Origin of the sequence: Rhizobium johnstonii 3841 (genome assembly GCF_000009265.1) — a bacterium.
Lineage (GTDB): Bacteria > Pseudomonadota > Alphaproteobacteria > Rhizobiales > Rhizobiaceae > Rhizobium > Rhizobium acaciae.
The window spans coordinates 321,695-347,180 of the sequence record NC_008381.1 but is presented as its reverse complement, the minus strand read 5'-3'; the positions used below and the strand labels follow the sequence as shown (position 1 = coordinate 347,180).

The window sequence follows — 25,486 nt, the reverse complement described above, 5'->3', positions numbered from 1 at the left end:
TTTTTTAGAATTCCACGGCAGATAGTGCGGCCTCGGCATCGGCAGCCAGCTTGGCTTCGTCGAGCCCGGGAAATTCGCCCTTCTGCCAGACAATGCGGCCATTGATCATGGTCATATCCGTCGCCATGCCGATGCCGACGCGGGCAATCAGGCTCAGCGGATCGTGGCGCGTGCCGACATAATCCATGCGCCGGGTGTCGATCGCAAACAGGTCGGCGGCCATGCCGGGCGCAAGCCGGCCGATATCGCGCCGGCCGAGCAGACTGGCACCGCCGGTCGTGCCGTAGCCGAGAAAATCGACCGGCGGCGGCACGGGATGGGCACGGCTGGAGGAGACGAGGCACTGCAGCATATAGGCGGAGTGCAGGCAGTGCATCAGGTTGGAATTGTCGTTGGAGGCAGCGCCGTCGCAGCCGAGGCCGACGCGCAGGCCGAAGGCGGCCATGGCGGGAATGTCGGTAACCTCAGCGCCGACCAGATAGACCGGTTCCGGGCAATGCGCGACGCCGGTGCCGCTGGCCGCCATCTTCCTGAGTTCGTCGTGGTTGAGCTCCCAGCAATGAGCATAGAAGGCGTCGGGTCCGGCAAAGCCAAGTTCTTCCAGATAGTCGACCGTGCGCATGCCGTGGCGCGCCTGAATGACCGGGCTTTCGCCTTCGCCGACATGGGTATGCATCATGACACCGCGATCGCGCGCCAGTGCCACCGATTCCAGGAAAGTCTCGCGGTAGCAATTAACCGGCTGACAGGGGGCGACCACGACCTGGCGCATACTGAAGGGGCTGGTATCGTGATAGGCGTCGATCAGCCGGGCGCAATCGGCGATGAATTCGTCCGTCGTTTCCAGCATCTCGTCAGGAATGGTCGAGCCTTCCGACTTCGGCAGGGTGTTGCCGCCGCGGCCGGCATGGAAGCGCATGCCGAGCAGTTCGGCGGCTTCGAACTGGCGGTCGATCAACCGCTTTCCGGCGTGCCGGGGGAAATTGTATTGGTGATCCAAGGCCGTGGTGCAGCCATGCTTGATCATCTCGGCCATCGCCGTGACGGAGGAGTGGTAAAAGCACTCCTCGTTGAGCTGCGAAAAGATCGGGTAGATGCGGTCCAGCCACTCGATCACCGAGAGCTTCGTCCAGTCGAGATCGGCACGGTTGCGCACGAAGCACTGGAAGAAGTGATGATGGGTGTTGACGAGGCCCGGATAGACGAACCAGCCGGCAGCATCCTGAACGGTCGTGCCGGCAGGCAGGGCGTCCGCCCCCAGATTTTCGCCGATCGCCACGATCGCCGGACCCTTGGTCAGGAGATCGACATTGCGATGGACGACCGGCCCTTTGCCCTCGTCGACGATCACGGCTGCACAGTTCTTCAGGAGATAACCAGCCATCTCACGCCTCGCCCGATTCGATCTGAGGTTCGGGCTTCAATTCGTGCAGCCGGTGAATGCCTGGCATCTCGATAAATTTGTCGAGGGCGCGCAGCGCGCGGGACCAGAGCCGGATCGCAGGATAAGCATCCAGCGTGACGCCCCCATCGGGCGCCAGCGCCACATAGGGAAAGCAGGCGATGTCGGCAATTGTCGGCCGGTCGGCGGCGAGGAAACGCATGCCGCGGAGACCCTGCTCGACAAGCCCGGCTTCAAGCTCGCGAAGGGCGGCGATGCCCTGGGCCTGCAGCGCGCCGATGTCGCCCGGCCGCAGCAGCATCTCATGGAGCCGCGCGCCGCCGAGGCTTGCTGTCAGCCGGCCGGAGAACGACAGCCATTGCTGCACCCGCGCCGCTTCCTCGGCCGTACCGTTGTCGAGCCATTCGGGTGCTGCCTTGGTGGCGAGATAAACGAGGATCGCCGACGATTCCGTCAGGATCAGGTCGCCATCCTCGAGGATCGGAATGGAGCCTGCCGGGTTGAGCGCAAGCAGCTCGGGGCCGCGATGCTCGGCGCCGGGATGGAAATCCACCGGGCGCAAGTCAAGCTTCACGCCGGTCAGCGCGGCCATCAGGCGCACCTTGTAGCAACTGGGCGAGAGAATATAGTCGTAGAGCTTCATTGCGCCACCAGCTGTGCGCCGTAGGTATAATTGTGGCGCTTCAGCCAGCGCCGGTAGGCGATCGATGTCAGATCGGCGCGCGTCGGGATTTCCATGCCGGGGTCGAGCGGCAACAGCCGCGGGATCTGGTTTTCGAGGATCGAACGGTCCTGCAGAAAGATCGTCTGCTGGAAGTGAATGAGGTCGGTCATCGCGGTCTCGTCATCGAAGAGCGCCATCCATGGCCAGACGTCGCAGAGGTCCTCGGCCAGCGGCTGCACGAAGAGCGTGATGACATCCCATTCGCTCGGGCGCGGCGGGCAGGTCTTGTAAAGCACGGAGCAGGTGGGCGCCGGCACGCGGTACATGTATTCCGTCGTGATCCCGCCGCTTGCCGACTTGGCGGCCTGCGGCTGGTAGAACTTCACCTGCGTTGCCCAGACCTCGTCTTCTTCCTCGCGGATCTCGACCTTGTAGTTCTGGACCTCGGTGTGCGGCTCCGCGCCGAGAATGTCGGTGTGGACGAAGGGGAAATGGGCGATGTCGAGGAAATTCTCGACGGCGCGGAGCGGCGAGCAGCGCACGCGCACCACGCCGACATCGACGAAGCGACGGCCGGGCTGGTCAGCCTCGGGAATGGGAAAAAGCTCCTTCTTCGGCTCGCCGAGGGAGGACCAGACATGACCGTAACGCATGCGCACCGGCAGAGCACGCCCATCCCCGCCCGTCACCTGCGCATTGCCATCGGCATCGCGCGCCACTTCGATCGGCTCGCCCATCAGCGCCGTCTTACGGCCGGTGCTGTCGAGCTGGCTAAAAAGCCCGACCGGATACCATTCGTCGATCATCGCCTGCATGGTCATTGCGCGATCTCCCTCTGAAGACCCTCAGCCCGGCGGCGCAGGCTTTCGGCCGCCCGTGAAGCGCCGATGCCAGCAGCAAGGCCGGCATCACTCTTCAGCAGCACATGGATCAGCGTCTGTCCGTCTTCTTGGGCGGATAATAGCAGACAGACGGCCCCGGTGGATGCGTCGATTTCGACAAGACCGCCAGGGCTCGCCTTCGCACCGGCCGCCGCCTCGATCGCCGCGATGCCGGCGAACGCCGTCAGGGAGCGCAGGGGAACGAGGCCCTCAAGCCCCGGCGGCTTCGATGCGGGCGTGCCCACCGCCACCCAGATCACGCTGCCCGCTTCCTCGACGTCATGGGTGGCGACGCGGATAGTTTCCGGCGGCGTCAGCCCCGGATGGGCCGGAATGCGAAGACAGTTTCCGGCCTGGCCATAGCTCCAGCCGTGATAAATACAAGAAAGCGCCTCGCCACGCACGAAGCCGTGAGACAGGCGCATGCCGCGGTGCGGACAGCGATCCGCCGATGCCGATATGCGCCCCGAAGCGCTCCGCCACAGGGCAATCGATCCGGCTGCCGTCCAAGCCGGCATGACGGTTCCGACCGGCAAATCCCGGGAAAGGGCGACTGGCGTCCAAAAGCCCGTCGTATCGGAAGGCATGACTAGAATTCCCAAACAAAACCAAAAGCTTGCCGATCAAGTCCCGCGTCGGCGCCGCGGCAATTCCGCCGCAACCCTATCAGGTTTGCATAATTATTTCGCATTGGCAACATTGAGTAAATAATATGCACGGGTGAAAATACGTCACAGCCCGGACTAGGTCCTTTCGCCGCTGATCGCCGCTCGATCTATCCTCTCGACCCATACGTCGATAGGCCCGAGAGAGCATCCCATCTCCATCATGTCGATCAACTCCTCCGGCCCAGCAACCTCAAGTTCGATCCGCATGGAACTCATATGAGATATAGTGTGCGAGAGCCCAAGCTTGGCAGCGTGGCGCCGGATCCAGGGAACGAAGGAGGCAACCTCGAGATCCCCGACAATCGTCATCCGCTCCAGAAGGTGGCTTGTCTCTTGTCCCATGCTCGCCCTTGTTTTCCTACACCACAGCGCCTGAAGGAACTTGGGGAAGGGGTCATCGTCAAAAACGAGAATATGGCGTCGGAATTTCCTTTGCAAATCCCTGCGGCAACATACCAATTCCTGCCACCGTATACCTGCGCGTTGGCGCAGTCTGAGCCACGCTAGCAACTACCAGTCAGCATTGCGACAAAAGCCGTGACCTTGGGCGGACGAAACCGAGCTGCCGGATAGACGACATAAATTCCTCCGGCAGGCAGGGTCCAGTCCGGCAACAATCTTATCAGTCGGCCAGCCTCTATATGCTCTCCAGCCAGAAAATCCGGCAGGACGGATATGCCTGCCCCCGCAAGCGTGGCCGCGAGAACCGCAGGCGTCGAATTGCTCATGAGGCTCTGTTGCATCCGCACGGTTCGCCGGTCGAAATCGCCCTGAATAAACCTCCAGACCACCGGCTCCTTGAGGGCCAGGTTGGCGATAAACGGCTGGCCCGCCACATCCTCTGGGCTGTTCAAACTGAGCGTGGCGGAGAAGCTCGGAGACGCAACAAGAAACTGCCGGAACGAACCGATCCGTCTCGCTTGATAACTGGAGTCATCGAGCCAACCAACGCGGATTGACAGATCGATCTGATTGGCGAGCAGATCCATCTTCGTATCGGCGAGCAGAAGCTCGACCCTGCAAGCGGGGTACTTCTGGATAAAGGCCGCAGCAATCGGAGCGATCGTGCTCGCACCATAATCATTGGGCGCAGCAATGCGTAGCATGCCTGTCGGCTCAGAATTTGCGCGGGTGATTTCATCGACCGCGTCTCCGGCTTCGCGGAAAATTAAGACGCAGCGCGCGTAGAGAAGCTTGCCGGCCTCAGTCGGCTCGACGCGTCGTGTTGTCCGAAGAAGCAAGCTGGTTTTCAACTCAGCTTCCAGCCGCGCAACCTGCTGGCTGACGACCGTCTTCGTGATCGCGAGGCGCTCGGCAGCTTTGGTGAACGAGCCGGTATCTACGACGGCTGCAAAATAGGCCAGCCGATTTAGGTTGACAGCCTCCATAGCGTTCTTCCATTTGATTGTACGTTTTTGACATACATTCTGTCACATTTAACAATATTTATCACTCAATAGAAGTGCACTATCTGTTGTCCATCGCTTCAAGGATGGTCCGACATGCATCTTACCTATCTCTACGATCCGCTTTGCGGCTGGTGCTATGGTGCGGCGCCCGTGCTCGCCAAATTGGCCATGCTCGACAACCTCACCGTCGAGCTTGCGCCGAGCGGCCTCTTCGCGGGCGAAGGCGCCCGTCCGCTGGATGAACGCTTTGCTGCCTATGCCTGGCACAATGACCAGCGGATCAACCGGCTCACGGGGCAGGTCTTCAGCCAGCTCTATCGCGATCAGGTTCTCGGGGGCGCAGACGGTATGTTCGACTCAGCCCCTGCGACGCTTGGGATCATAGCCGTCGGGCTGACGCAACTCGACAGGGAAGGCGATGCCCTGAAGGCACTTCAAAGCGCTCGCTATGTTGACGGCCGCAATACCTCGGAGATCGCTGTCGTGGCCAACGTTCTCGATCAGGCCGAGTTTCCCGATGCCGCCGCTCGTGTCCGGGCTCCGGACGAGGCTCTGCTCGATATCTATCGCAAAAGGATCGGGAAGTCCCGCCAACTCATGGCTGCATTCCGGATGGATGGTGTCCCCGCACTTTTTATTGGCGAGGGCGATAGGCGCCGCATGCTGCCCAGCGATGCCCTATTCGGCGGCTTTGACCGACTTGCTGCCGAGCTTCAGGCGGCGTGATCGTTCATTTTCAGCAGACCATTCCATGAACCTACCGACAAACACTCGCAGCAGAAATCGAAACTGAAGATCATCGGAGACAACCATGTACTCAAGGAGAGAAATCATGAAAGCCACGCTCGCAGCCGGCGCGGTTGCCGTTTTTGCGCCTGCCGGCCTCGGCAACGCGACCGGATCAAAACTGGCGTGGAAGCACTTCCCCGCCGGTCAGAATGGCTTCTTTCGCGCTCCGACGCTGCTTACCGGCCCCAGCGAAGCATTGCTGATCGATGGCGGGTTCAGCTATCCCGACGGCCGTGCGCTGGCGGAAGCCATCAAGGCCACGGGAAAGACGCTGAACGCGATTTATGTCAGCCAGTCCGATCCGGACTATTACTTCAGCCTGAAGCCGGTCCTCGAAGCCTTCCCCGGCACAAAAGTGCTGGCAGCTTCCGATACGATTGCAGCGATCAAGGGCAATGTCGAGAAAAAGCTTGCCGTTTGGGGGCCGCAGCTCAAGGAGAACGGCCCGCAGACCCTTGCAGACATCGTCATGCCTGAAGCCTTCGACGCTTCAAGCCTCACAGTCGATGGTGAGACCGTCGAGATTGTCGCGGCCGAGGCAGGGTTAAGCAATCGCCGGTACCTATTCGTGCTGTCGCTGAATGCTGTTTTCGGGGGCGTCATGATCTTCTCGGGCGTTCATGTGTGGACGGCCGACACCCAGGCATCGGAGCAGCGTGCCGCTTGGGTGGCCACCCTCGACAAAATCAGCGCGCGCAAGCCGACGGTTGTCGTTCCCGGTCACATGATGCCAGAAGCGGCAACCGATCTGTCCGCTGTCGAACACACGAGGAGCTATCTGCTCGCTTTCGAGGAAGAAATCGCCAAGGCAGCCGATTCCGCCGCGCTGAAGGCCGCCATGGAAGCCCGCTTCCCCGGTCTTGGCATGAGCGTTGCGCTCGACATAGGCTCCAAAGTTGCCAAGGGAGAAATGAAGTGGGGCTGAACGGCCGATCTTCAAACTGATCCGAAGGGCCTGGGAGGGCCCTTCACCTCCAGAAAGGCCGCAAAAGTGGTGACGCAGTCTTCAGCACTTAAGTAGAGCTTACCCTCTGTCGTCGAAGTTCGACTGAAAGCCGATAGCGTGGTTCCATAATTCAGCTTATGCCATTTTACACAATCTATAATTGCCGCACCCTTCACTGGCCCGCCGCGAGAAATCCAGCAAATGACTACGAAATAACGATAATATCAAAACTTTCTTCAGGAAGATACACGCATGAGAGGATTCCAGGCTTTCCTCCTCCCCTTAGTCGCTTACAGAAGCCGGCACTGCCGGCCGAAAGCCGGGGCCGCCTGCACGAGGATGACGAGGAGCTAGTAGCCTGAGGACCAACAAAAATAGTTGATTGCCGCTCTCATCTTTAGTACCGACCTATCACCCGGTTAAAGGATGTCACGTGGCTATACTCCCGATGCAAGATCCGCCTCGAACGGCTGAAACTTTTGTCGCCGAAAATATCAGTCTTTTGATCGAGCGGAACGAAATTCTCTGCGACGTCAGCCTTAAGTTTCCGGCAGGAGAAGTTGTCGCGCTGGTCGGCCACAACGGTTCCGGCAAATCCAGTCTTCTCAAAATGTTAGCTCGCCAGCTTGTGCCGAGCACTGGATCGATCTCTTACGGGAACCAGGATCTGAGGATGTATAGCGAACGCGCCTTTGCGCGTTCGGTCGCATATCTGCCCCAGGACGTCACGACCGGAGCGGAAATGACGGTCCGCGAGCTTGTGGGATGCGGTCGTTATCCGTGGCACGGAGCGCTCGGCCGCTTCACCAAGAACGATGAAGAGAAAGTCGAAGACGCCCTTCGAGCCACGCATATCGAGACGTTCGCCGACCGTATCATAGGAACGCTATCGGGCGGCGAGCGGCAACGTGCCTGGATTGCGATGCTGATCGCTCAGGATGCTCGCTGCCTGTTGCTCGATGAACCGACTGCGGCACTCGACGTTGCTCATCAGGTCGAGGTGCTCTCACTTGTGCGACGCTTGGCGCATGAAGGTGGAAGGAGTGTCATCATCGTTCTCCACGACATCAACATGGCCGCTCGCTTTTGCGATCGGATCCATGCATTGAAACGCGGTCGCGTGGTTGCCAGCGGAACATCGAGCGCGATCCTTGCGCCGAACACGCTGCAAGAGATCTATGGGATCGACATGGATGTGATCTCCGCGCCCAACCTGCCCTATCCGCTCGCCTATGTTTGCTGAGGCCGGTTGTTCAATGGGGGTTTCGAGGCGCACCTTTTTGCAGTTCGCGGCGGCCTCGGTCATTCCAGCTCCGCTGTTTGCACAGTCGATGGGCCCAAGGATCGTCAGCCTCGACTACGGTCTTGCGTCCACTCTTTTATCCCTCGGATTGCCTCCAGTCGGGATTTCGGACCTCGCCGATTGGGACAGATGGGTTGTCGAGCCGCCGATGCCAAAATCCGTCGTCGATATCGGCAGTTCGTTCGAGGTCAATTTTGAAATTCTCGTCACGCTGAAGCCCGACATTATCTTGACCACACCTTACCTGGATGAGCTATTGCCCAAGCTTCAGTCGGTGGCGAAAGTCGTTCGGCTGGAAATCTTTACGCCGGGCATTGGACCTATTCTTCCCGCTGCCATCGCGGCGACGCGTAAATTGGCCGTTGAGCTTGGCCGTGAGAATGAAGCAGAGCAATTCCTCGCGCGCGCCGACGTCTTCTTTGCGCAATGCCGCAGTCGCCTCGTGGGCAAGAACCTGCCGCCGGTCGCCCTGGTGAATTTCATGGATGCCCGCCATGCCCGCATCTACTCGAGTCCCGGACTGTTCCACAATGTGCTCGAGCGCATCGGTGTCCGGAATGCCTGGACCAGAGCGTCGAATTACTGGGGCTTTGAAACGATCGGGATTGAAGATCTCTCCAAGGTCACCGATCCGGACGCGCGTCTGATCGCCTTTGACCCCCTTCCTCCGGACGTTCTTCCGAAACTCGCTCAGAGCCCGCTGTGGAACAGGCTTTCGTTTGCGCGTCCAGGCCATCTGTCGATTCTGCCGCCAGCCCTGATGTTCGGGATGGTGAACGAAGCCATGCGTTTCGCAGGCCTTTTGACAGATCTTCTGGAGAAGGACGCTTGATGGTTTCCCGCCGCGACAATATCGGGCCAGCAATAGTCTTCCTCCTCCTGTTGTGCGGTGGAGGCGTGGCATCGTGGTTTCTTGCCGCTCCTGCGCTGTCAGAAATCGCTCGACCGGATTACGATGTCACGCGAATGGTGTTCACCTATTCGACGCTTCCCCGTCTTGCGACGGCGCTGATTGCCGGAGCCGCGCTTGCCTTGTCCGGCGCGCTGTTTCAGCAGGTTTTGCGAAACCCGCTCGCCGATCCTACCACCCTTGGCGTGTCGGCGGGAGCAAATCTGGCGTTGGTGGTAACATCGCTGTTTCTCCCCGACTTGCTTGGCGCCGGCCGCGATCTTGTCGCTCTGATCGGCAGTGCGACCGCTGCTGCGATCGTCGTCAGCCTGGGGGCGCGCCGCGGTTTTTCGCCTTATTCGCTTGTTCTGTCGGGGCTGGTTCTCAGTCTTTGGTGCGGCGGCCTCGCTGCCATCCTGACCTATTTGAACCAGCGCTACCTCTCCAGCCTGTTCATCTGGGGCGCCGGCTCGCTGGCACAGCAAAGCTGGGTCATTCCCTTGTCGCTTCTTTGGAAGTTGGCTGTCATCGCCATCGGCTGCGCTTTCGTGATGAGACCGCTTTCGCTGCTCGATCTTGGCGAGAGCAGCTCCACGGCACTCGGCGTCAGATTGGTCCGGCTGCGTTTCGTTGTCCTCGCCCTTGCCGTAGCACTTGCTGCATTTGTCACGAGCGCCGTTGGGGTGATTGGTTTCATTGGGCTGGTCGCGCCGACGATTGCGCGATTGTCCGGAGCACGGCGTCCCGCGCAGCTCATCCTCTGGTCTCCCCTGATCGGCGCCGGACTGCTGTTCTTCGCCGACTCTATCCTGCAACTCGTCGCCGGCGGACTTGGTGATTTCTTGCCGACGGGGGCGGTAACAGCCATCTTCGGTTCGCCGCTGCTTCTCGCGCTCCTGCCGCGGCTGAAGATCCGTCATAGACTACAGCAATCGCCGGCGTTCAGACGGCCACGTCGATGGGATGGAACCCGATCGGTCATCATCGCGGCCGCCGGCCTGCTCGTACTGTTGATGGTCAGCGCTTTTCTCGGACGCGACATCAATGGCGGCTGGGCTTTTACATCAGGCGAATTTTCGGTCGATGTCCTTGCTATCAGGATACCTAAAATCCTCGCCGCCCTGACATCGGGCGCCATGCTTGCGGTCGCGGGCTCGATCCTTCAGCGGCTGACCGGAAACGAAATGGCAAGTCCCGAAGTTCTGGGAATCAGTGCCGGCGCGACCTTCGGTGTTGCAATTGCCCTGTTTGCCGTTGCTCCAGGGTTTTCCGGGCAATTTGGATTTGCCGTGGTCGGTGCGATCAGCGTTCTTGTTGTCATCTTCGTCAGCTCCCGGCGATCGGCGTTCGCGCCTGAACGAGTCCTGCTGGCGGGCATTGCTTTAAGCGCGATGGTCGATGCCGTCGTCGGCGTGTTGAGCTCGACGGGAGATCCGAGAGCAGTTCTGCTGATGCGGTGGATGAGCGGGTCCACCTATCTTATCGAGGGGTCGACCGCCGCAATGGAGGTGGCGCTCGGCGCCGTGCTGATTACCGTATCTTTCGCCGCTCGCCGCTGGCTTGACATCCTTCCGCTTGGGCCGTCGCCTTCGGCGGCGGTCGGTATACCCTTGGCGAAATCGCGATGTGCGCTTTTTGGCCTCGCAGGATTGTTGACGGCTGCCGCGACGCTCACGGTTGGCCCATTGTCATTCATCGGCCTCATGGGACCTCACCTTGCGCGGGAAGCGGGATTGGCGCGCGCGCTGCCGCAGATGGTCGGCGCCGCTCTGATCGGAGGGGGGCTTATGGTTGGAGCTGATTTCGTCGGCCGCACGATCGTATCGCCCTACCAGATCCCCGCCGGTCTCGTTTCCGCGCTCATCGGAGCGCCGTTCTTGATGCTGATGATGCGGAAGCGCGGTGCCAGCTGAGGGTTGCGCGCGCAGGGCCGTGGGTGTCATCGCGGTGATGAAAACCCGCCATTAATAGGAGCGTTTTTGCTCCGTCAGCCAAGATCCGCAGACAAGCGGTCATCCACGACGCCGACAACGGCAGGGACACCGGCGCGATAGTTCGGCTTCTTCGTGGACAACTGCTTCTTTCGACGCTCAGATTGCGGGCGCCGCCTTGATCGGACAAAGGCGGCGCCCGCCACTTTACCAGGAATACTTCAGCGTGCCGACGACCTTACGCCGATCGCCGTAGAACTCAGTTCCGTAATAGCTGGTGGCGAGATACTTATGGTCAAATAGGTTCGTTGCATTGACGGCCAGCGTCACGCCCTCGGTCACCTTGTAGCTGACCGCGGCATCAACCAGCGTATAGCTGGCAAGCGACACCCTATTTGCATCGTCTCCGTAGGTTTGACCGATATATCGGACACCTCCCCCGATCGTCAGGTCACCGCGCCATCCATCTCCCGGAATCGTATAATCGAGCCAGGCCGATGCCAGATGTCGCGGCACGCGGGAAGGCCGGTTACCGACATTGCCGCCTGTCCCGTCTTCGCGGATTTCAGCATCCCAATAGGAATAGGCAAGCGTCAGATTGAGCCTGTCGTTGATTGCGGCTTTCCCTTCAAGTTCGATGCCGCGCACACCAACCTTGCCAATCTGCTCCTGCACCAGAGGGCTGACATAGCTCGGCACATTGGTTTGGGTAAGATCAAACAGCGCCAAGGTGAAGAGGCCGTCAAACCCATCCGGCTGATATTTGAGGCCAACCTCGTATTGTTCACCCTGCTGTGGTTTCAACGATCCCGTCACAGCGTAGCCGTTTGCGGTCTGCGCGACGAGCGGTTGGAAGCTTTCCGAATAGTTCGCATAAGCTGCGAGATTCGGCGTAAATTTATACGTCAGTCCGGCCCGCTTGGTGAAAGCTGACGCCGTGTCGTCGTCACTTGTCCCGCTATCGAGGTAATCCGCAGTCGTGTGAACCTGGTCCCATCGTCCGCCCAGGGTAACGATCCATCGATCGTCGAACGTCAATTGCTCCTGAGCATAGATCCCGAGCGCCTGCTGCTTGACGCGCCAGTTCACGTAAGGCCCAAGGTTAATGCAGGAAAGACCGCAATAGACCGGATTATCAATATCGATCGGCCCCGCCGTGCCGAACAGGATGTTTTCGCGCGTATTGTCACTGGTGTAGTCGACGCCGACCAGCGTCTTGCTGTCGATCCCGTCCCATCCGGTATCGTACTGCAGCTGATTGTCGAAGGCGTAGCGGTTGGACATGCCGTCGACCGAGAACGCCGTTCGATTGGCCGTCGGATCCAGCGATGCGCCATAGACTTCGGCATAGTCGAGCTCGAGATGCGTATAGCGGGCATTCGAGCGGAAGGTCAGGTTGTCGTTGATCTCGTGCTCGAACTGATAGCCGATGTCGGTCTGCTCCGTATTGAAGCGATTGAAGTCCGGTTCGCCGAGGAAAGTGTCGATATCGATATTTGCGCCGGTCGGAACACCCCGCGCGCCCGTTCCATCGCGTTTATAATAATCGGTCAGAATGGTGAGCGAGGTGCCCTCTTCCGGCTTGATCGTCAGTGCCGGTGCAATGTAGGTGCGGTCGTCGTTCGAATAATCCAAGCCTTGGTCACCGTCCTTCGCAAGTCCGGTAAGCCGGTAGGTCCATACGCCATCGGCATCGATCGGGCCGCCGAAATCCGCACCCACCTCCTTGGTACCATCCCCATACGACGTGTAAACTTCACCATGCTTCTCATCCAAGGGACGCTTGGTGATTGCATTGACGAGTCCTCCCGGCCCGTTAAGGCCAAAGAGGGTCGACGTCGACCCTTTCAGGACCTCGACGCGCTGAAGACCATAGGGTTCGAGGCGGCTGGCGGTGAACCAGGCGGGAATACGCGCCGCCAGTCCATCCCGGTAGGTGCCAAGCGCCGTCTGATCAAAGCCGCGAATTCTTATATAATCGTAGCGATCGTCGTTACCGAACTCATCTGAAAAGACGCCGGCGGTATAAGCGACCGCCTGCTGAAGATTGTCCACATGACGCTCTTCCAACTCTTTTTGCGTCACCACCGACACTGACGCCGGTACATCGAAGACCGGAGTATCTGTTTTGGTGCCTGTGGCGGTATCCTTGGCAACGATGGTGCGATCAGGGCCAACCACACGATCCGACTTGCCGGTTATGACGATCGGGGCCAATTGCGTCGCCTCTTCCGCCGAATTGTCTTGTGCCCAGCCAATGCCCACCGATCCGAACGACACTGTCATCAAAGCGCTGCTCGCAATCAATCGGCTTGTGAACACACGCAACTTTCCCTGTAGTCCTACTGTCATATTATCCCCTGTCAGAGCATATCGAGCAGTGTGACGGCCGCCCCTCCGGCCACTGCAGCGATTCCGTTTACTAAAACAGGAGAATTGGAGTCAACTTAATAGTCACGCTTTTGTGACTATATTTGCTCCTGGTCGGGACCGTGAGGTTTGGGGACAACACGGAGAGAGGATGTAATCCTGAACGCCCCATCTGGCACTGACCTTGACGAGTGCACGCGCGAGGACGTTCGTCTCAAGGACGATCGTCCAACCGCCGGGTCTATTCACCGATGAAGCACTTGCAGAGAGCGTCACATGTCGGTCAAACTCTGGACAGCGAATGCGATGCCAACCGCGCGATTCACGGCCGCCGCAAGAACGGACATGTGGGTCTCGCCGGCATAAAGCTCGAATTCGGTACGCAATCCGTCGGTAGTGCCGTTTAATCGCTCCGCCATCTCCCGCGCCAGGAGGACGGTCCGTTCCGTCTTCCTCTTCTCCAGGCGTGCGGTGGCATCCTCGTTGCGGTACTGGAAGGGAGCCAGCTCATCGCCTTCGTATTCTCCGGCGGACAAATGCAGGAAGGGTGCATTCCCCGGTGCGTCTTGACGCTGCGCCTCGTTCTTGAGGATTTCACTGTTCTCCCAATAGATGGTTGGGCTGGCCGCAATCCAATTGGCAAACAGACCTGGACGCTCGAACAGGGCATAGAGAGTAAAGAGGCCGCCGAAGGAATGTCCGAAAAGCGATCGGCGCATCGGATCCAGGATCACCATCTCCGCAATCCGCGGTATAAGCTCGTTCTCGATGAAATCCACCAGCTTACCGGTCCCTCCGATGACAACCGGCGGACCACCCTCAACGAACGGCGGATAGGATTTGACCGGCGGAGGCCCCAGGTCCCAAGACCGGCGGAGCGGATCATAGGGCTCGTCGGAGGGGTAGCCGATCGCCGCGATCACCCCCCAACCGACATTCGTCCCCGTTGGGTAAGGTGCCTGCGTGACCAAGCTGGCGACTGCGAAGGGGAAAGTGGCGTTGCCGTCGGTCATGACGAGAAGCGGCCATCCTCCCGCAGGCGGTTTCTCCGCCGGAATGGAAAGGAATAAGCGATAGGGCTCGCCGCCCGCAGCAGGAGCCAGATCGAAAAAACACGTTCCGGGCATCGAATAGACGCTGATGGGATTGGTCATGAGAAAGTTTTCTGATGGTTGGGAGGATAGGGGAAGGGAAATTGATATCGGTGCTGTTCACCGGCAGGTTTCGAAGTTTTCCAAGGTCGGTGCAACTCTTTGCTGATATCCTGGCTTCCGCGAAAGCGCATCATGGCAGTCACGGTTCGAAGGTTTACAGAGGCTGATCTAACCTCGTCCGGGCATGATTTGAAGACCCGGAGCTATCGAGCCGCATTTCGATCCCACAGATGAATTCACAAGGGCCTCAATTCAATCATCTCCGAACACTGCTAAGCCGACGTCTGTTTCGTAGCTTTCCTGAGTTTGCAGCCCCTAGGCGGTAACGTGAACTACACGTCAGAGCCACCACTTCTCAAGCATCACGGCCGATGATGTCCCGAGAGGTAGTGTAGCTCGTTCGGTCGTCATCGGCTTTTTCCGGCATAATTTGACGGGCTGTTTCCGGACGGTAACGGGACTTTTTAATGCGCGAAATGTTCAAAAGGTTCTCAGCCGGCTGCACCAAAACGGCACCGGATTTTTGGAGTGATGCAGATGTTGGGAACATAAGTACTGCTGCCCGATCGCTTTACGGACAAGATGCGAAAACAGCGGCCGCCTGGTGCGCACTATGTGCGCGCTACGATGGTCGCTCAGGTGATTTCACCTTTTGGGTAGGCGTTTTCAAACATCTGGGGACGGAAGAGATTGTGGATTTCCAAAAGCAAAGGCAGGCTTCGCAATGACGCTGGAGGTATCTGAACGTGCGCGTTTAGCTTCGCGAGAGTAGCGAGCGCCTGCCTCGAGCGGTAACCTCCACCTGGATTTCTCGCCTTGCCAAATTTTGCCATGCTGGCTATTTTAGCCCAATGAGCACTATGAATATTTCGCTGCCGGATAACCTGAAGCAGTTCGTCGACCAGCAGGTCGCCGGGCGAGGCTATGGTACCAGCAGCGAATACGTCCGCGAGTTGATCCGTCACGACAAAGATCGGCAGCACTTGCGCAGTCTCCTGCTTGAGGGTGCTTCATTCGAGACGACCGAGCCGGTTGATGCCGCCTATTTCGATAGCCTGCGAGCCCGTGCCTCGCGGCAAAGCTCCAAGTGATTGCAAAGTCTATCGTTCCCCGCGAGTCGGCCCGCGGGGATATCGAGAATGCCGTGGACTACTATGCTCGCGAGGCTGGCGCTCAAGTCGCGATTAGCTTCGTTGACGCGCTGCAGTCGACATTTGGTTTGATCGCAAAGCATCCTTCATCGGGTTCATCGCGCTACGCATATGAACTCGGTTTGCCCGATCTGCGCAGCATGTCGCTGAAGGCTTTCCCCTATACCGCCTGGATCGGCTGAAGCTGCATCGCATCGCCGACCAGCACGATTTTCGCCCCTGCTTCTTCATTGGATGCGCAAGCAAAGGCCAATCGCTTCGTGCGAACTTGACGAGCTCACACGTTCAGCAGCGCCGCCCGAGTTGCGTTGGGCGGACGTCTGCGATAAGCGCCTTTGTACGCCGCTCCCGCACGGAAGGCGCCAAGGACTTCTGAGGAACCGAGACGAGCATGGCCGCTGAAAATGACGAATACATCTATGACGAAGTGACTGGCGAATGGCGTCCGGCTTCGGAGATGGCAGCATCCGCCAGTGGCGGTGACGCGGTCGTTCGAGACGCAAGCGGCAATGTTCTTGCCGATGGTGACTCGGTCACCGTCATCAAGGATTTGAAGGTCAAGGGAGCCGGCCAGACGCTGAAACAGGGCACCGTCATCAGGTCGATCCGCCTCACTGATAATCCCGAGGAGATCGATTGCCGCCATGATGGAATTAAGGGCCTCGTTCTACGCACCGAGTTCGTGCGCAAACGCTAATTCGAGTTCTCAGGGCCTGCTCAGCGGAATCGGCTGACCTCCGTGGCCGACTTGCGGCGACGGATGAATTCGCGCAGCAGCGGCAGGAAGAAGGCTTTGCTGAAGCGGCCGGTTGGCGGCTCAGGCTCAAGATAGAATGAATTTCCGACGATGTCGGTATTGAACTCATCGAAGATAATCCAAAGCCTGCGATCGGCATCGAGGCCGGCGCGGCGCTTTTCGATGGCCGGCACTTCCACAGCAAACCGCGACGCCTCCGGCTGCTTGGTGGTGATGGGAAAGAAGAGAACCAGATCCCCGTCCGGCCGCGGCATTCTCACGCCGACGGCCACCGGCCGCTCCTTGCGTCCTTCCGTCTCTCCACGCCCAGCCTCTCTCGCCCATAGATAGGGATAGCGTATGACGCTTGCGGTCTGGATCAGCTCGTAGTTCATCAGTGGCCTGCCTCGTCCTCGCCGGCGTAGGCCTCGACGGCGTTTTCGAACTCGGCAAACAGTTCATCGGGCATCGTTTCAATGGTCCCGGCGGTGCGCCGATCCGACTGCTTCATCAGCCGTTGGTAGTCTTCGATATTGAGGAGGACCAGTCGGGGTTTATTCCGCTGGGTGATGGTCACTGGATGGCGGAGGGCCTCGGCGATGATGTCGCCAGACTTACGGGAGAGGTCGCTGGTTGAATAGGAACCGCTTGACTTGGACATATGGGTTTCCTTGTTGCCGTATTTGTTGCAATATACAGCATTTCCAACAATGCTGCAAATTGCTGGTTTGAGGCGTTGCGGCCTTGCGCGGACGGGAATTGCGGCGCCCGCCATTGCCGCTCAGCTCACAACGGCTGCGGCGATCGCCAATTGTGAGGCGGGCGTCGTCCACCGCCTCTCAGCGTCTGAAGCGCCTTTTACCACGAGGATCAAATGGCGCGCACCGCATGAACGGGGATGCCAGTTTCCAGCGTGATATCCCTAATAATCCATGCCAGTGATCCGAATTCTTCGTCGGTCAACCCAACCAATGTCGGAAACCGGACTCGACCCCACCGTCATCGGCCGTCAAAGCGTTGATCCAACTGCCGCCATTGATGCGGTATTCGTAGGTGCCGACGTCGATTTCGAGATCATCCAGCAGATTGATGGTCAAGCGCCCAAAAATCTCGTTCTCGCCCTGCAGCTGATATCCGGCGAATTCATCCTCTCCGGTGAAAACACGTCGTTCCAATGCCATGATTACCTGTATCCGAGCGATTGCCGCGTCGAGCCCCTCAACCAGGCGATCATGAAGCTCTCGCGAGAAACCGCTGTCGCAACCGAAGCGGTTTGCGAGGACGACAAGCCGAAAGCCAGAAAGCTTGGCGCAGAGCATGAGGTTCTGATCGGTTGTCATAATGTGATCTCCTTCATCTTTGACGTAGATCGGCCACTCCCCGGCAAAGAGGGGTCGAGGACCGCGGACCGCGGCTTGCAAGCGGGGGAACCGATTTTGTCGCTTGCGGAAAAATTGGGGGAGACCGCGCCGTCCTTGACGCCGGATTTGGATCTTCCTTGTCCCAGGCAACGCCGAACCCGATCCTGAAGTCGATACTGCCGACCGCCCGCAGCTCGAAGGCTACAGCCTGATTTCCTTTGCCTGGATCGCAGGCTATAGGCTGACGTCCGCATCTTTGCCTGCCCACAATTTGTCCGCGATCAGCCGGTGCTGTTCCGCTGCTGCCCTATCTTTTTCCCGGAGCTGGAGTTCGCTAAGGCGGCGATGGGCCTGATATCCCGAAGAGGGTCGGCTTTTCTGAAGGCGATGGGCAGTCCCTGCGCAATTGCCTCTGCGCGAAGCGTGCCGGCCAGGTCGAACGTCTCTGCCAGCTGCGCCAAATTCTGGGGAACACGAAGACCAAACGGAAACCAATGGATGCTGAGGCGAGCAAAGCAGAGCTTGTTTGCCACTCCTCCGTTATCGACCGCCGACTTGCTCCCGAGCCTGGTGATTAGTGTTCACAAAAAGAAGAAGAGGTGATAGTTTTGCGCAAGCTGTGAACGACTTTCACGGTTGGGTCTAGACCGAGTGATCCAATTTCGCGGAGACGCTGATGCGCGCCTTCGTATCTGAAGGCAAAAACCAGATGAGGGCCAAGCTCGGGCTGTGGACGATATCGGGGCGTCAGCATCAACCACGCCTCGGTTGATGTCGGATGATGTCGCTCGGCTATCGCGGTCATCCTTATAGGTGGCGGCAAGATCAGATCGTAGCGTGCCATGATCGCGGCATAGCCCGCCGGTTCACCGCGCTCAGGCAGCGGCTGTCCGTGAAAATCCCTCACACTCTGCGTAGGCCATTCACGCGCTACAAGATCGGGACGGACGCGACCCATCGCCTCGCGGGCCCGTTCACCGAGCGCCTTTTGCGAGAACGCGGCGAGATCCGGCGTCCGGCGAACTAGTGGGCAGAATGCCGGCGTGCCCGGCAGATTGTTCGAGACCTTGTGCCGCGGAGATGGATCGCCTTCGGCTAGTGCATATTGCTGATCCGGGTCGAGGATCGTCACCATCCGCACCTTCCCGGGATCGGGAATATCAAGCTGCCGATCGGTCAGCCACTCGTACAGGAACCAGAGGCGGCGCGCGAAAGCGCCAGTTGGCGTGGCCCGGATGATAGCCTCGATCTCGTCAGTCTCAATGATCTGGAACAGAGCCGATAAAACCTGGAGATCGACGCGAGGTAAGATAGGGTGGCAATATGCAGCAGGCCGCGACAACTGAGTTGAACAGAAGGTTTTCATGAGCACGATCCTTCAAAGGACATCCCATTGCGGAAGAGGTGGTTTGCGTGTAGAGCAATTTATACTGACTTATATAACACAGTAAAATGGCATGACAAGAGCACTCAAGACTCAATGGCACAATCTCGCTTTTTCAGGCCTGATCCTGCATGAGATCCTCGATCATCCCCTCGACGATGACGAGACGCCTCAGGCAAGGCTGAAGCAGGTCGGCATGATGACGATCCTCTACAGCATGAACCAGGCACACCAGAAGCTAACGCTTTCCAGCATCATGGAAATTACCGCTCTGACACGCAGTGGCGTCAAGGAGACGGTGGATCTGCTGGTGAAGCGAGGGATGCTGGACGAGACGATCGTCAAGAATTCGATGGGGCGTGGAACGGCACGGCAGTTCGAGATTTCACGGGCGCTTCTGGAGAAATTGAGCTCCTTCGGAGCCGGCTAAGCAACCTATTTTAAGTGACGAGTTCTGATGCACCACCTCGGCGGCGGACATTAATCCATTCTGGAGTAAATTCTCAGGGCAAGTCACCGCAGTGCGGATCTCGCCCGTCTCATCCTCTCCCGGCCTTAACTCGCCAAGGCAACCATCGTTGCCGAACCGGAATATCTCGCGGAAGCCCTGCTATATTACATCAACGATCCGATATATCTGACCCGCGAGCAGAAATTCAGGACCTACGTCCGCTTCACCAAGAAGGGTCAGCTCGACGCGGATCTTGGAGAGACGCTGAAAACTAGCCAGGACCCGCGCGCCCAGACCCGGTCTCCAGTGGTAATCCTGATGCAGCACAAGCTGAAGAGAATAGTTCCGGACCAGATTTGCCGGGAGGGTTACAACTGGAGACCTTCCATGCCTCGCGCCAACAGATCGACGATTTCCTGTCGACGACGATGCTGCTCGCCGAATTCGGCCCTGCGAATTATTTCGAAACCTATGACGTGTATCTGTTGGACGGTGATCGGAAATAGACCGTCTGACGAAAAAGGAGGCGTCCGGCATGAACACAAGCTTGGGTGACCGCAGGGTGACCGCATCAGGCCGAGCGGGCTTGCGCGACTATATCGCCATTGCACGGCTCGATCACAGTACGAAGCATGTTTTCATCGTTCCTGGCATCATCCTCGCCTATCTTCTGCGGGGGGTCAGAACCGACGACCTGGCGTCCTCGATCCTGCTCGGATTTGTGACCGCGCTCTGCATCGCATCCGCAAACTACTGCATTAACGAGTGGTTCGACCGCGAGTTTGACCGGCATCATCCGACGAAATCGCAGCGGTCCGCCGTGCAATGCGCGATGAACGGCAGGCTGGTTCAGCTCGAATGGACCGTGCTGCTCATCGTCGGCCTGGGCTGCGCCATCCTCTCGAGCAAACTTCTGTTCTTCGTCGCCTGCCTGTTTGCCATTCAGGGGATCCTCTACAATCTCGATCCGATCAGAAGCAAGGATAAGACCTATCTCGACGTCATCTCAGAATCGATCAATAATCCGATCCGCTTGGTGATCGGCTGGTCAATGATCGACCCAACGAGCCTGCCGCCGGGATCGATCATCCTGGCCTACTGGTTCGGCGGCGCGTTCCTCATGGCGGCCAAACGCTTATCGGAATATGACGAGATCGTCGCGTCGCATGGCAAGGAGTTGCTGTCGCGCTACCGGGCGAGTTTCGCCAAGTATACGCAGGTATCGCTGACCGCCTCCTGCATTGCGTATTCACTGTTTTCGATTGCCTTTCTGTCCGTCTTCCTGGTCAAGTATCGCATCGAGTACATGCTCGTCTTGCCCTTCGTCGTAGCCCTGTTCACGGCCTATTTCGTGATGGCGACGAAACCGGGCTCTACGGCGCAGAAACCGGAAAAGCTGTTCCGCGAGCCCGGCCTGATCGCGATCGTCGCGGCCCTGGCGGCGGCCTTCATCTTCGCGACATTCGTCGACATTCCGCTTTTAGTGACGCTGACCGAACAGCATTACATCACCATCCGATGATCGCGAGGAATATCGACTGGGGCAGTATCCGGTTCGTCGTCTTCGACGTCGACGGAACGTTATACAACCAGCGCATGCTACGCCTTCGAATGGCCGGCGAATTGATTGCTGATGCAGTGGCGAGAGGCAGCCTGACCAATCTGCGTGTGCTACGCGCATACCGCTCCTTGCGTGAAGCCATCGGCGAGGGGGAGATCGACGATTTTCAGGCGAGCCTGATGACGCGAACCGTCGCGCGAACCGGCCAGCCAGCCGAAAGGATAGAGGCAATCGTCAGCGAGTGGATCGAGCGCCGTCCGCTCGCCTATATCGCATCCTGCCGGTATGATGGGCTGGTGGAGTTGTTTGCCGGGCTCAGACGGCAGAACAAGTCGATCGGGATTTATTCTGATTATCCTGCCGACGAGAAGCTGCAGAGGATGACATTGTCTGCCGATTACATATTGGCCGCAAGCGATCCCGGCGTCGGCATCCAGAAGCCTGATCCGCGCGGCCTGCAGTTGCTGATGCAGCGCGCCGGCGTCGGCCCGGCGCAAACCGTTTTGATAGGCGACAGGCCCGAGCGGGATGGCATTGCGGCGCGCCGCGCCGGTGTCATGCCGCTCATTCGCTCCGACGGGCCACGGGAGGGCTGGCTGACCTTTTCGACCTATTCGGACCCTGTGTTCGCAGCGCTGCGGGCAGAGGAAGCGTCCGGATGATCTTGTCAAAGGCTATCCGCTATGTGTTCACCGGAGGGCTGGCTGCGTTCGTCGACCTCACGGTGTTTCGTGGCCTGCTGGCGTTTGGCGTGCCCCTCGGGCTCTCGGCGACATCGAGCTGGCTGATCGCGGCCGCCGTCAATTACAGCGCCACCAGCCGCTATGTCTTCAATCAGGCAACAAGCCGGAAGCGCGCTTCACTGTTCCTGATCGGCGCACTGCTCGGCCTCTCGATCAATGTCTTCGTGACGTTGATCCTCGTGCAGCAGGTCGGGCTCTCGCCCTTGTGGGCAAAGCTTTTCGGCATCGGCGCGGCCTTCGTCTTCAATTTCCTGATAAACCTTCTCTGGGTGTTCAAGTAGGGCCAGCGAGCGACGGCGCCATATCTTTCCGTCCTTTGAAGGACGGTGCCTAGAATAAGAGAAAGTTCAGCGGAGCCTTGTTGGAAGGCTTGTTGGACAGCGGCGCAATATGAACCATGCCTGAGATAAGCGTCCGCCAGCAGCATCTAATCAATATGTGCTTAATGTCCCCTTCGGAGAGATAGTGTTGAAGAACTCCGCGTTGCCGATGCACCTCGACAGCGTGCGCACGCAGCTAAAGCCCTTGTATAGCGGCACTGGCCGGCCGTCGGTTGATCCTGATTGATGATGCGGATGCTGATCATCGGCTACTGCATGGGCATCCGTTCGGAGCGGCGGCTGTGCGAAGAGGTCCATCTCACTCTGGCCTATCGCTGGTTTTGCCGGCTCGATCTGGATGGGAGGGTGCCCGATCATTCCAGTTTCTCCGAGAACCGGCATGGCCGCTTCCGGCAAAGCGACATCCTGCGTCATCTGTTCGAGACGGTCGTGGAGCGCTGTCTTGCTCACGACTGGTCGGAGCCGAAGGGTTGGCCGTCGATTCCAACCCGATCGCCGCCGACGCCAATAAGCAACGTTCGGTGCCCGGCACGGAACGGGAGGTCAAGGACGACGCCAGCCGCTCGGTTCGGGAATACCTGTCCGTCCTTGATGACGCTGGAGTGCGCCCAAGTCCCCGGGCGCAAGAGAGTGTCTTTCTTGCCGCAGTGTCATTCACGGCGCGGACGCACCGTGGCTGGATTCCTGTGACAAGCACAGGAATTGGTAAGAAAGATTGGGGGGGGCAGACCTATCCCTTCGCAACGCATCCAGAGACGATCACAACGCATCTCCGCGCCTGACGGCAATCCAGTCGCAGTTAGATCAACGCCTCATGCGACAAGCTCGAAAAGGACGGCTCGAAGACGTCCTTCACGGCCACCGTGAAATCGTGGCTCGTGGCGTTTCCAGCAGCGTCATAGGCTTCGGCGGTGAAAGTCAGGCTGTGGGTGCTTTCGAAATCGATCGCCGCCTTTGTCTGGATCTTGTTGCCGACGAGCTTGAAGATGCCGTCAGCATCATCCGTCAGCCGCCACTTCACCACGCTGCCCTCCGGATCGACCGCCGAGAGAAGGCCGACCGAAGTGCCGATCGCGATATTCTCGGAGACCGAGCCGCGCGAGAAGGCGAGATTGGTCGGCGCCTTGTTCACAGGTACTTCGTTGACGTCGAGCACGTTGATCGTGATGTCCTTTTCGACCGTGACCTTGCCGTCGGAGACAGCCACCTTGATCGTGTACGACTTCGCCGTCTCGTAATCCAGAGCCTTGGAGGTGACGATGCGGTTGCCGTTGATCCGGAAGTGATCGTCGGCGCCGTCGATCAGCTTGTAGGTGAGTTTGTCACCGTCAGCATCGTGAGCGCTGAGTAGGCCGAGGGTGGTCCAAGTTGGGGTGCTCTCGGAGACAGAGGTTTTCGAGAGCTGGAGATTGATGGGTGCGGCATTAGCGTCGGGCGTGAAGGTTCCCTTGGCGAAATCGTAGACGCCGTCGGCAAAGCGCACGAATTCGACGTCCGTCAGCGTGTCCTTGCCCTCCAGGGCGCTCGTCAGAATGTGATCGCTGTTGTTCAATGCGAAGGAATAATTGACGAAATTACCTGAGAAGATCGCGGTATCGATGCCGGCGCCGCCATTGATGGTGTCGTTGCCGGCGCCCCCGGTCAACTTGTCATTGCCGGCCTTGCCATTGATGATGTCGTTGCCGCCGCTGCCGTCGAAAATGTCGTTGCCATCGGTGCCTGTAAACTCGTCGCTACCACCGCCGGTCTTGACGTCAACGCCAGAGACATAGCCGGTAACGAAAGCCCCGCGATCTCCCAGTTCGTCGGAAAGATCGAGGTGGGCGCTGTCTGTCACTGCCAATGCGGGGTTAAAATTGTGGAACGGATCGGTCGACCACACGATCGTGTCAAAGCTTTCGAACTGCGCGCTTGAACCGGCAACCCAATATCCCACCGTTTCAAGGACTTCAATGTTCTTGATCGTCAGGCCTCTTAGCTCAGAGGCTTGGAGAGTATCGATCCCCGCGCCGCCGTCGATTGTTCCGGAGCCCTGCCCCTTCACGCTTATGGCATCGTCGCCGTCGCCCGCGTTGATGTCGAAGACCTCAGGGTTACGGCCGCCGGCGTCACCATCGGAAATCGTATCGTTGCCCAAGCCGCCTCTGATGACGTCATTTCCGACGTCGTCTATAATCTGGTCATTGCCGTCACCACCATTCAGAATATCATTGCCATCTCTGCCCGCGAGCCAGTCATTGCCATCACCGCCGTCAAGCGTGTCATTGCCATTACCGCCACGAAGCAGATCGTTTCCGGCGCCCCCATTCAGCGTGTCTGCGCCCTCGCCGCCATCGATGTTATCGTTGCCTGCGCCTGTTGTGATCGCATTGTCGCCGTTTGAGCCCGTCACATTCGCGGAGCCAGAGCCCAGTTCGTCAGCAAGATCAACCGTCCCGGAATCGGAGATGACCAGATTGACCGAGAGGAGAGGATTGATTTCGGAATTGCGGATGACGTCGTAAGATTCGAACTCGGCGCCGGTCTTGGTGATCGTTGCGCCGTTCGTATTCAGAATATTCAAGGCCATATTAAACTTTCCAAAAGATGCGTTGTATTCTATGAAAATGAGAAATCCTCAGTAGAACTGTTCTTGCAGCTTCAACGGACGACAACCCCCTGCGGATCTATGCCAATCCCCGATTAGGTTTTCAATGCAAAATTGTGCATTTTCATTGCTTTTTAATGAAAAACTAAGGATGAAATACTGGGAAAACGAATTTTAATTTGAGAACTCAAAACCATGGTTTGGTTTCTCAATAGCATTATCTTTCATTTTCGGATGGGGATTCTCTCGCGAAAGTTGTGCTTTCAGCGAGTTCCTTGATAGTGCTGCGACACGCGACCATTCGCGTCACTATCGCAGGTTGGTGTTGGCTTCGACTTGTTCAGGCTCTCCGCGCGGGAAACCTCACATCAGCTTGATGAGGCCCGCCTCGGTCGGGGCAAATCCGCAGGCGCGATAGACGCCGGTCAGGTGCGGCCCGAAATCGACATGCAACCACTCGGCGCCGCGCTTCCGCGCAACCCGCGTCGCTTCCCTCAGCCCCGTGGCGATCTCCTGCCGCTGCGTTGGGAGGTGCGGACAAATTCTTGGAGTGAATTTTGGATGCTGATTGACACGGGAAAGGTGCGGTCGAGGCTTCCCCAGATCAGCAAGAGGGGCGGGAACGAGCGGACAGGCTGCGAATAGCCGTTCGGCAGAGCGCCATCGACTAGCACCAGCGCGTCTATATTGCTTCGCCCGACCGAAGCGGCCGAGGCGATTTGCGCGCCAAGGGAAATTCCCAAATTCCGATCTTACCGCCAGAGC

The 25,486-nt window shown here is 58.6% G+C and carries 26 protein-coding genes and 4 pseudogenes; 14 read left to right on the top strand and 16 right to left on the bottom strand.

Annotated features, from left to right (window positions below; all coding sequences use genetic code 11):
• Window positions 1–4 precede the first annotated feature (4 nt).
• The 6 genes from RL_RS29085 to RL_RS29060 form a co-directional block, all read right to left on the bottom strand.
• On the bottom strand, window positions 5–1,384 hold the full coding sequence (locus tag RL_RS29085; RefSeq protein ID WP_011654363.1) for an amidohydrolase: 1,380 nt from the start codon (window positions 1,382–1,384) through the stop codon (window positions 5–7).
• A gap of 1 nt (window position 1,385) precedes the next feature.
• Window positions 1,386–2,045, bottom strand: coding sequence for a glutathione S-transferase family protein (locus RL_RS29080; protein WP_011654362.1), 660 nt, complete (start codon window positions 2,043–2,045; stop codon window positions 1,386–1,388).
• Window positions 2,042–2,887, bottom strand: a complete 846-nt coding sequence (locus RL_RS29075; RefSeq protein WP_011654361.1) for an aromatic ring-hydroxylating oxygenase subunit alpha — start codon at window positions 2,885–2,887, stop codon at window positions 2,042–2,044. The genes RL_RS29080 and RL_RS29075 overlap by 4 nt, the downstream gene beginning before the upstream one ends.
• The gene (locus RL_RS29070) at window positions 2,884–3,534 is read right to left on the bottom strand and encodes a Rieske 2Fe-2S domain-containing protein (RefSeq protein ID WP_041936834.1); all 651 of its coding nucleotides are present in this window, start codon (window positions 3,532–3,534) and stop codon (window positions 2,884–2,886) included. The genes RL_RS29075 and RL_RS29070 overlap by 4 nt, the downstream gene beginning before the upstream one ends.
• 156 nt (window positions 3,535–3,690) lie before the next feature.
• Complete coding sequence (locus RL_RS29065; protein ID WP_041936852.1) at window positions 3,691–3,957, bottom strand: acylphosphatase; 267 nt, start codon at window positions 3,955–3,957, stop codon at window positions 3,691–3,693.
• Window positions 3,958–4,118: 161 nt separating this feature from the next.
• Window positions 4,119–5,003, bottom strand: a complete 885-nt coding sequence (locus RL_RS29060; protein WP_011654358.1) for a LysR family transcriptional regulator — start codon at window positions 5,001–5,003, stop codon at window positions 4,119–4,121.
• Window positions 5,004–5,117: 114 nt separating this feature from the next.
• Here RL_RS29060 and RL_RS29055 point away from each other — a divergent pair, with 114 nt between their 5' ends.
• The 5 genes from RL_RS29055 (at window position 5,118) to fhuB (ending at window position 10,864) form a co-directional block, all read left to right on the top strand.
• Window positions 5,118–5,750, top strand: coding sequence for a DsbA family protein (locus RL_RS29055; RefSeq protein ID WP_011654357.1), 633 nt, complete (start codon window positions 5,118–5,120; stop codon window positions 5,748–5,750).
• Window positions 5,751–5,835: 85 nt separating this feature from the next.
• The gene (locus RL_RS29050; protein WP_011654356.1) at window positions 5,836–6,738 is read left to right on the top strand and encodes an MBL fold metallo-hydrolase; all 903 of its coding nucleotides are present in this window, start codon (window positions 5,836–5,838) and stop codon (window positions 6,736–6,738) included.
• A 469-nt stretch (window positions 6,739–7,207) separates the two neighbouring features.
• Window positions 7,208–8,002, top strand: coding sequence for an ABC transporter ATP-binding protein (locus tag RL_RS29045; protein WP_041936833.1), 795 nt, complete (start codon window positions 7,208–7,210; stop codon window positions 8,000–8,002).
• A gap of 13 nt (window positions 8,003–8,015) precedes the next feature.
• A complete protein-coding gene (locus tag RL_RS29040; protein ID WP_011654354.1) occupies window positions 8,016–8,894 on the top strand; it encodes an iron-siderophore ABC transporter substrate-binding protein in 879 nt (292 codons plus the stop codon).
• Window positions 8,894–10,864 (top strand): Fe(3+)-hydroxamate ABC transporter permease FhuB, encoded by a 1,971-nt coding sequence (gene fhuB / locus RL_RS29035; protein WP_011654353.1) that lies wholly within the window; start codon window positions 8,894–8,896, stop codon window positions 10,862–10,864. The genes RL_RS29040 and fhuB overlap by 1 nt, the downstream gene beginning before the upstream one ends.
• A 225-nt stretch (window positions 10,865–11,089) precedes the next feature.
• Here the strand turns inward: fhuB and RL_RS29030 are convergent, their stop codons facing one another.
• The 3 genes from RL_RS29030 to RL_RS40875 form a co-directional block, all read right to left on the bottom strand.
• Complete coding sequence (locus tag RL_RS29030) at window positions 11,090–13,234, bottom strand: TonB-dependent siderophore receptor (RefSeq protein ID WP_011654352.1); 2,145 nt, start codon at window positions 13,232–13,234, stop codon at window positions 11,090–11,092.
• A gap of 290 nt (window positions 13,235–13,524) precedes the next feature.
• Window positions 13,525–14,406: an alpha/beta hydrolase gene (locus RL_RS29025; protein ID WP_041936832.1), complete on the bottom strand. Its 882-nt coding sequence runs from the start codon at window positions 14,404–14,406 to the stop codon at window positions 13,525–13,527.
• Between the two features lie 635 nt (window positions 14,407–15,041).
• Window positions 15,042–15,389, bottom strand: coding sequence for a hypothetical protein (locus tag RL_RS40875; protein ID WP_244432408.1), 348 nt, complete (start codon window positions 15,387–15,389; stop codon window positions 15,042–15,044).
• Here RL_RS40875 and RL_RS29020 point away from each other — a divergent pair.
• The 3 genes and pseudogenes from RL_RS29020 (at window position 15,291) to RL_RS29010 (ending at window position 16,254) form a co-directional block, all read left to right on the top strand.
• Entirely contained in the window at window positions 15,291–15,497 is a 207-nt protein-coding gene (locus RL_RS29020; protein ID WP_244432407.1) for a ribbon-helix-helix domain-containing protein, read from the top strand. The genes RL_RS40875 and RL_RS29020 overlap by 99 nt on opposite strands.
• A pseudogene (locus RL_RS29015) lies at window positions 15,494–15,721 on the top strand (type II toxin-antitoxin system RelE/ParE family toxin); the annotation flags it as partial. The gene RL_RS29020 and the pseudogene RL_RS29015, both read left to right, overlap by 4 nt.
• Window positions 15,722–15,948: 227 nt before the next feature.
• Window positions 15,949–16,254 carry an alkylphosphonate utilization protein gene (locus RL_RS29010; protein ID WP_011654347.1) on the top strand — a complete coding sequence of 102 codons (306 nt, stop codon included), beginning with the start codon at window positions 15,949–15,951 and terminating at the stop codon, window positions 16,252–16,254.
• Window positions 16,255–16,274: 20 nt separating this feature from the next.
• Here the strand turns inward: RL_RS29010 and RL_RS29005 are convergent, their stop codons facing one another.
• The 5 genes and pseudogenes from RL_RS29005 to RL_RS40865 form a co-directional block, all read right to left on the bottom strand.
• Window positions 16,275–16,688 (bottom strand): hypothetical protein, encoded by a 414-nt coding sequence (locus RL_RS29005; RefSeq protein ID WP_011654346.1) that lies wholly within the window; start codon window positions 16,686–16,688, stop codon window positions 16,275–16,277.
• Entirely contained in the window at window positions 16,688–16,954 is a 267-nt protein-coding gene (locus RL_RS29000) for a type II toxin-antitoxin system prevent-host-death family antitoxin (protein ID WP_011654345.1), read from the bottom strand. Before RL_RS29000 ends, RL_RS29005 begins: the two co-directional genes overlap by 1 nt.
• 209 nt (window positions 16,955–17,163) lie before the next feature.
• Window positions 17,164–17,633: pseudogene (locus RL_RS40870) on the bottom strand (hypothetical protein).
• 302 nt (window positions 17,634–17,935) lie between these two features.
• Window positions 17,936–18,187, bottom strand: a complete 252-nt coding sequence (locus RL_RS28990; protein ID WP_011654343.1) for a hypothetical protein — start codon at window positions 18,185–18,187, stop codon at window positions 17,936–17,938.
• Between the two features lie 41 nt (window positions 18,188–18,228).
• Window positions 18,229–19,020 (bottom strand): hypothetical protein, encoded by a 792-nt coding sequence (locus tag RL_RS40865; protein ID WP_041936831.1) that lies wholly within the window; start codon window positions 19,018–19,020, stop codon window positions 18,229–18,231.
• Window positions 19,021–19,111: 91 nt separating this feature from the next.
• On the opposite strand from RL_RS40865, the gene RL_RS28980 reads away from it, so the two are divergent.
• The 6 genes and pseudogenes from RL_RS28980 to RL_RS38485 all read left to right on the top strand — a co-directional run.
• A complete protein-coding gene (locus RL_RS28980; RefSeq protein ID WP_011654341.1) occupies window positions 19,112–19,468 on the top strand; it encodes a hypothetical protein in 357 nt (118 codons plus the stop codon).
• 377 nt (window positions 19,469–19,845) lie between these two features.
• A complete protein-coding gene (locus tag RL_RS40860; RefSeq protein WP_244432397.1) occupies window positions 19,846–19,995 on the top strand; it encodes a hypothetical protein in 150 nt (49 codons plus the stop codon).
• Window positions 19,996–20,024: 29 nt separating this feature from the next.
• Window positions 20,025–21,011, top strand: a complete 987-nt coding sequence (locus RL_RS28975) for a UbiA prenyltransferase family protein (protein ID WP_011654339.1) — start codon at window positions 20,025–20,027, stop codon at window positions 21,009–21,011.
• Window positions 21,008–21,712, top strand: a complete 705-nt coding sequence (locus RL_RS28970; RefSeq protein ID WP_011654338.1) for an HAD family hydrolase — start codon at window positions 21,008–21,010, stop codon at window positions 21,710–21,712. Before RL_RS28975 ends, RL_RS28970 begins: the two co-directional genes overlap by 4 nt.
• Window positions 21,709–22,074 carry a GtrA family protein gene (locus tag RL_RS28965; RefSeq protein ID WP_011654337.1) on the top strand — a complete coding sequence of 122 codons (366 nt, stop codon included), beginning with the start codon at window positions 21,709–21,711 and terminating at the stop codon, window positions 22,072–22,074. The genes RL_RS28970 and RL_RS28965 overlap by 4 nt, the downstream gene beginning before the upstream one ends.
• Before the next feature lie 157 nt (window positions 22,075–22,231).
• A pseudogene (locus RL_RS38485) lies at window positions 22,232–22,733 on the top strand (transposase); the annotation flags it as partial.
• 200 nt (window positions 22,734–22,933) lie between these two features.
• Here the strand turns inward: RL_RS38485 and RL_RS28950 are convergent.
• Both RL_RS28950 and RL_RS28945 read right to left on the bottom strand, forming a co-directional pair.
• On the bottom strand, window positions 22,934–24,703 hold the full coding sequence (locus RL_RS28950) for a cadherin domain-containing protein (protein WP_011654336.1): 1,770 nt from the start codon (window positions 24,701–24,703) through the stop codon (window positions 22,934–22,936).
• Between the two features lie 381 nt (window positions 24,704–25,084).
• Window positions 25,085–25,243: pseudogene (locus RL_RS28945) on the bottom strand (GNAT family N-acetyltransferase); the annotation flags it as partial.
• Window positions 25,244–25,486: the final 243 nt, after the last annotated feature.

Coding starts and splice junctions, on each gene's coding strand:
- RL_RS29085 (WP_011654363.1), bottom strand. CDS start 1,384: ATGGCTGGTTATCTCCTGAAGAACTGTGCAGCCGTGATCGTCGACGAG.
- RL_RS29080 (WP_011654362.1), bottom strand. CDS start 2,045: ATGAAGCTCTACGACTATATTCTCTCGCCCAGTTGCTACAAGGTGCGC.
- RL_RS29075 (WP_011654361.1), bottom strand. CDS start 2,887: ATGACCATGCAGGCGATGATCGACGAATGGTATCCGGTCGGGCTTTTT.
- RL_RS29070 (WP_041936834.1), bottom strand. CDS start 3,534: ATGCCTTCCGATACGACGGGCTTTTGGACGCCAGTCGCCCTTTCCCGG.
- RL_RS29065 (WP_041936852.1), bottom strand. CDS start 3,957: ATGGGACAAGAGACAAGCCACCTTCTGGAGCGGATGACGATTGTCGGG.
- RL_RS29060 (WP_011654358.1), bottom strand. CDS start 5,003: ATGGAGGCTGTCAACCTAAATCGGCTGGCCTATTTTGCAGCCGTCGTA.
- RL_RS29055 (WP_011654357.1), top strand. CDS start 5,118: ATGCATCTTACCTATCTCTACGATCCGCTTTGCGGCTGGTGCTATGGT.
- RL_RS29050 (WP_011654356.1), top strand. CDS start 5,836: ATGTACTCAAGGAGAGAAATCATGAAAGCCACGCTCGCAGCCGGCGCG.
- RL_RS29045 (WP_041936833.1), top strand. CDS start 7,208: ATGCAAGATCCGCCTCGAACGGCTGAAACTTTTGTCGCCGAAAATATC.
- RL_RS29040 (WP_011654354.1), top strand. CDS start 8,016: ATGGGGGTTTCGAGGCGCACCTTTTTGCAGTTCGCGGCGGCCTCGGTC.
- fhuB (WP_011654353.1), top strand. CDS start 8,894: ATGGTTTCCCGCCGCGACAATATCGGGCCAGCAATAGTCTTCCTCCTC.
- RL_RS29030 (WP_011654352.1), bottom strand. CDS start 13,234: ATGACAGTAGGACTACAGGGAAAGTTGCGTGTGTTCACAAGCCGATTG.
- RL_RS29025 (WP_041936832.1), bottom strand. CDS start 14,406: ATGACCAATCCCATCAGCGTCTATTCGATGCCCGGAACGTGTTTTTTC.
- RL_RS29010 (WP_011654347.1), top strand. CDS start 15,949: ATGGCCGCTGAAAATGACGAATACATCTATGACGAAGTGACTGGCGAA.
- RL_RS29005 (WP_011654346.1), bottom strand. CDS start 16,688: ATGAACTACGAGCTGATCCAGACCGCAAGCGTCATACGCTATCCCTAT.
- RL_RS29000 (WP_011654345.1), bottom strand. CDS start 16,954: ATGTCCAAGTCAAGCGGTTCCTATTCAACCAGCGACCTCTCCCGTAAG.
- RL_RS40865 (WP_041936831.1), bottom strand. CDS start 19,020: ATGAAAACCTTCTGTTCAACTCAGTTGTCGCGGCCTGCTGCATATTGC.
- RL_RS28980 (WP_011654341.1), top strand. CDS start 19,112: ATGACAAGAGCACTCAAGACTCAATGGCACAATCTCGCTTTTTCAGGC.
- RL_RS28975 (WP_011654339.1), top strand. CDS start 20,025: ATGAACACAAGCTTGGGTGACCGCAGGGTGACCGCATCAGGCCGAGCG.
- RL_RS28970 (WP_011654338.1), top strand. CDS start 21,008: ATGATCGCGAGGAATATCGACTGGGGCAGTATCCGGTTCGTCGTCTTC.
- RL_RS28965 (WP_011654337.1), top strand. CDS start 21,709: ATGATCTTGTCAAAGGCTATCCGCTATGTGTTCACCGGAGGGCTGGCT.
- RL_RS28950 (WP_011654336.1), bottom strand. CDS start 24,703: ATGGCCTTGAATATTCTGAATACGAACGGCGCAACGATCACCAAGACC.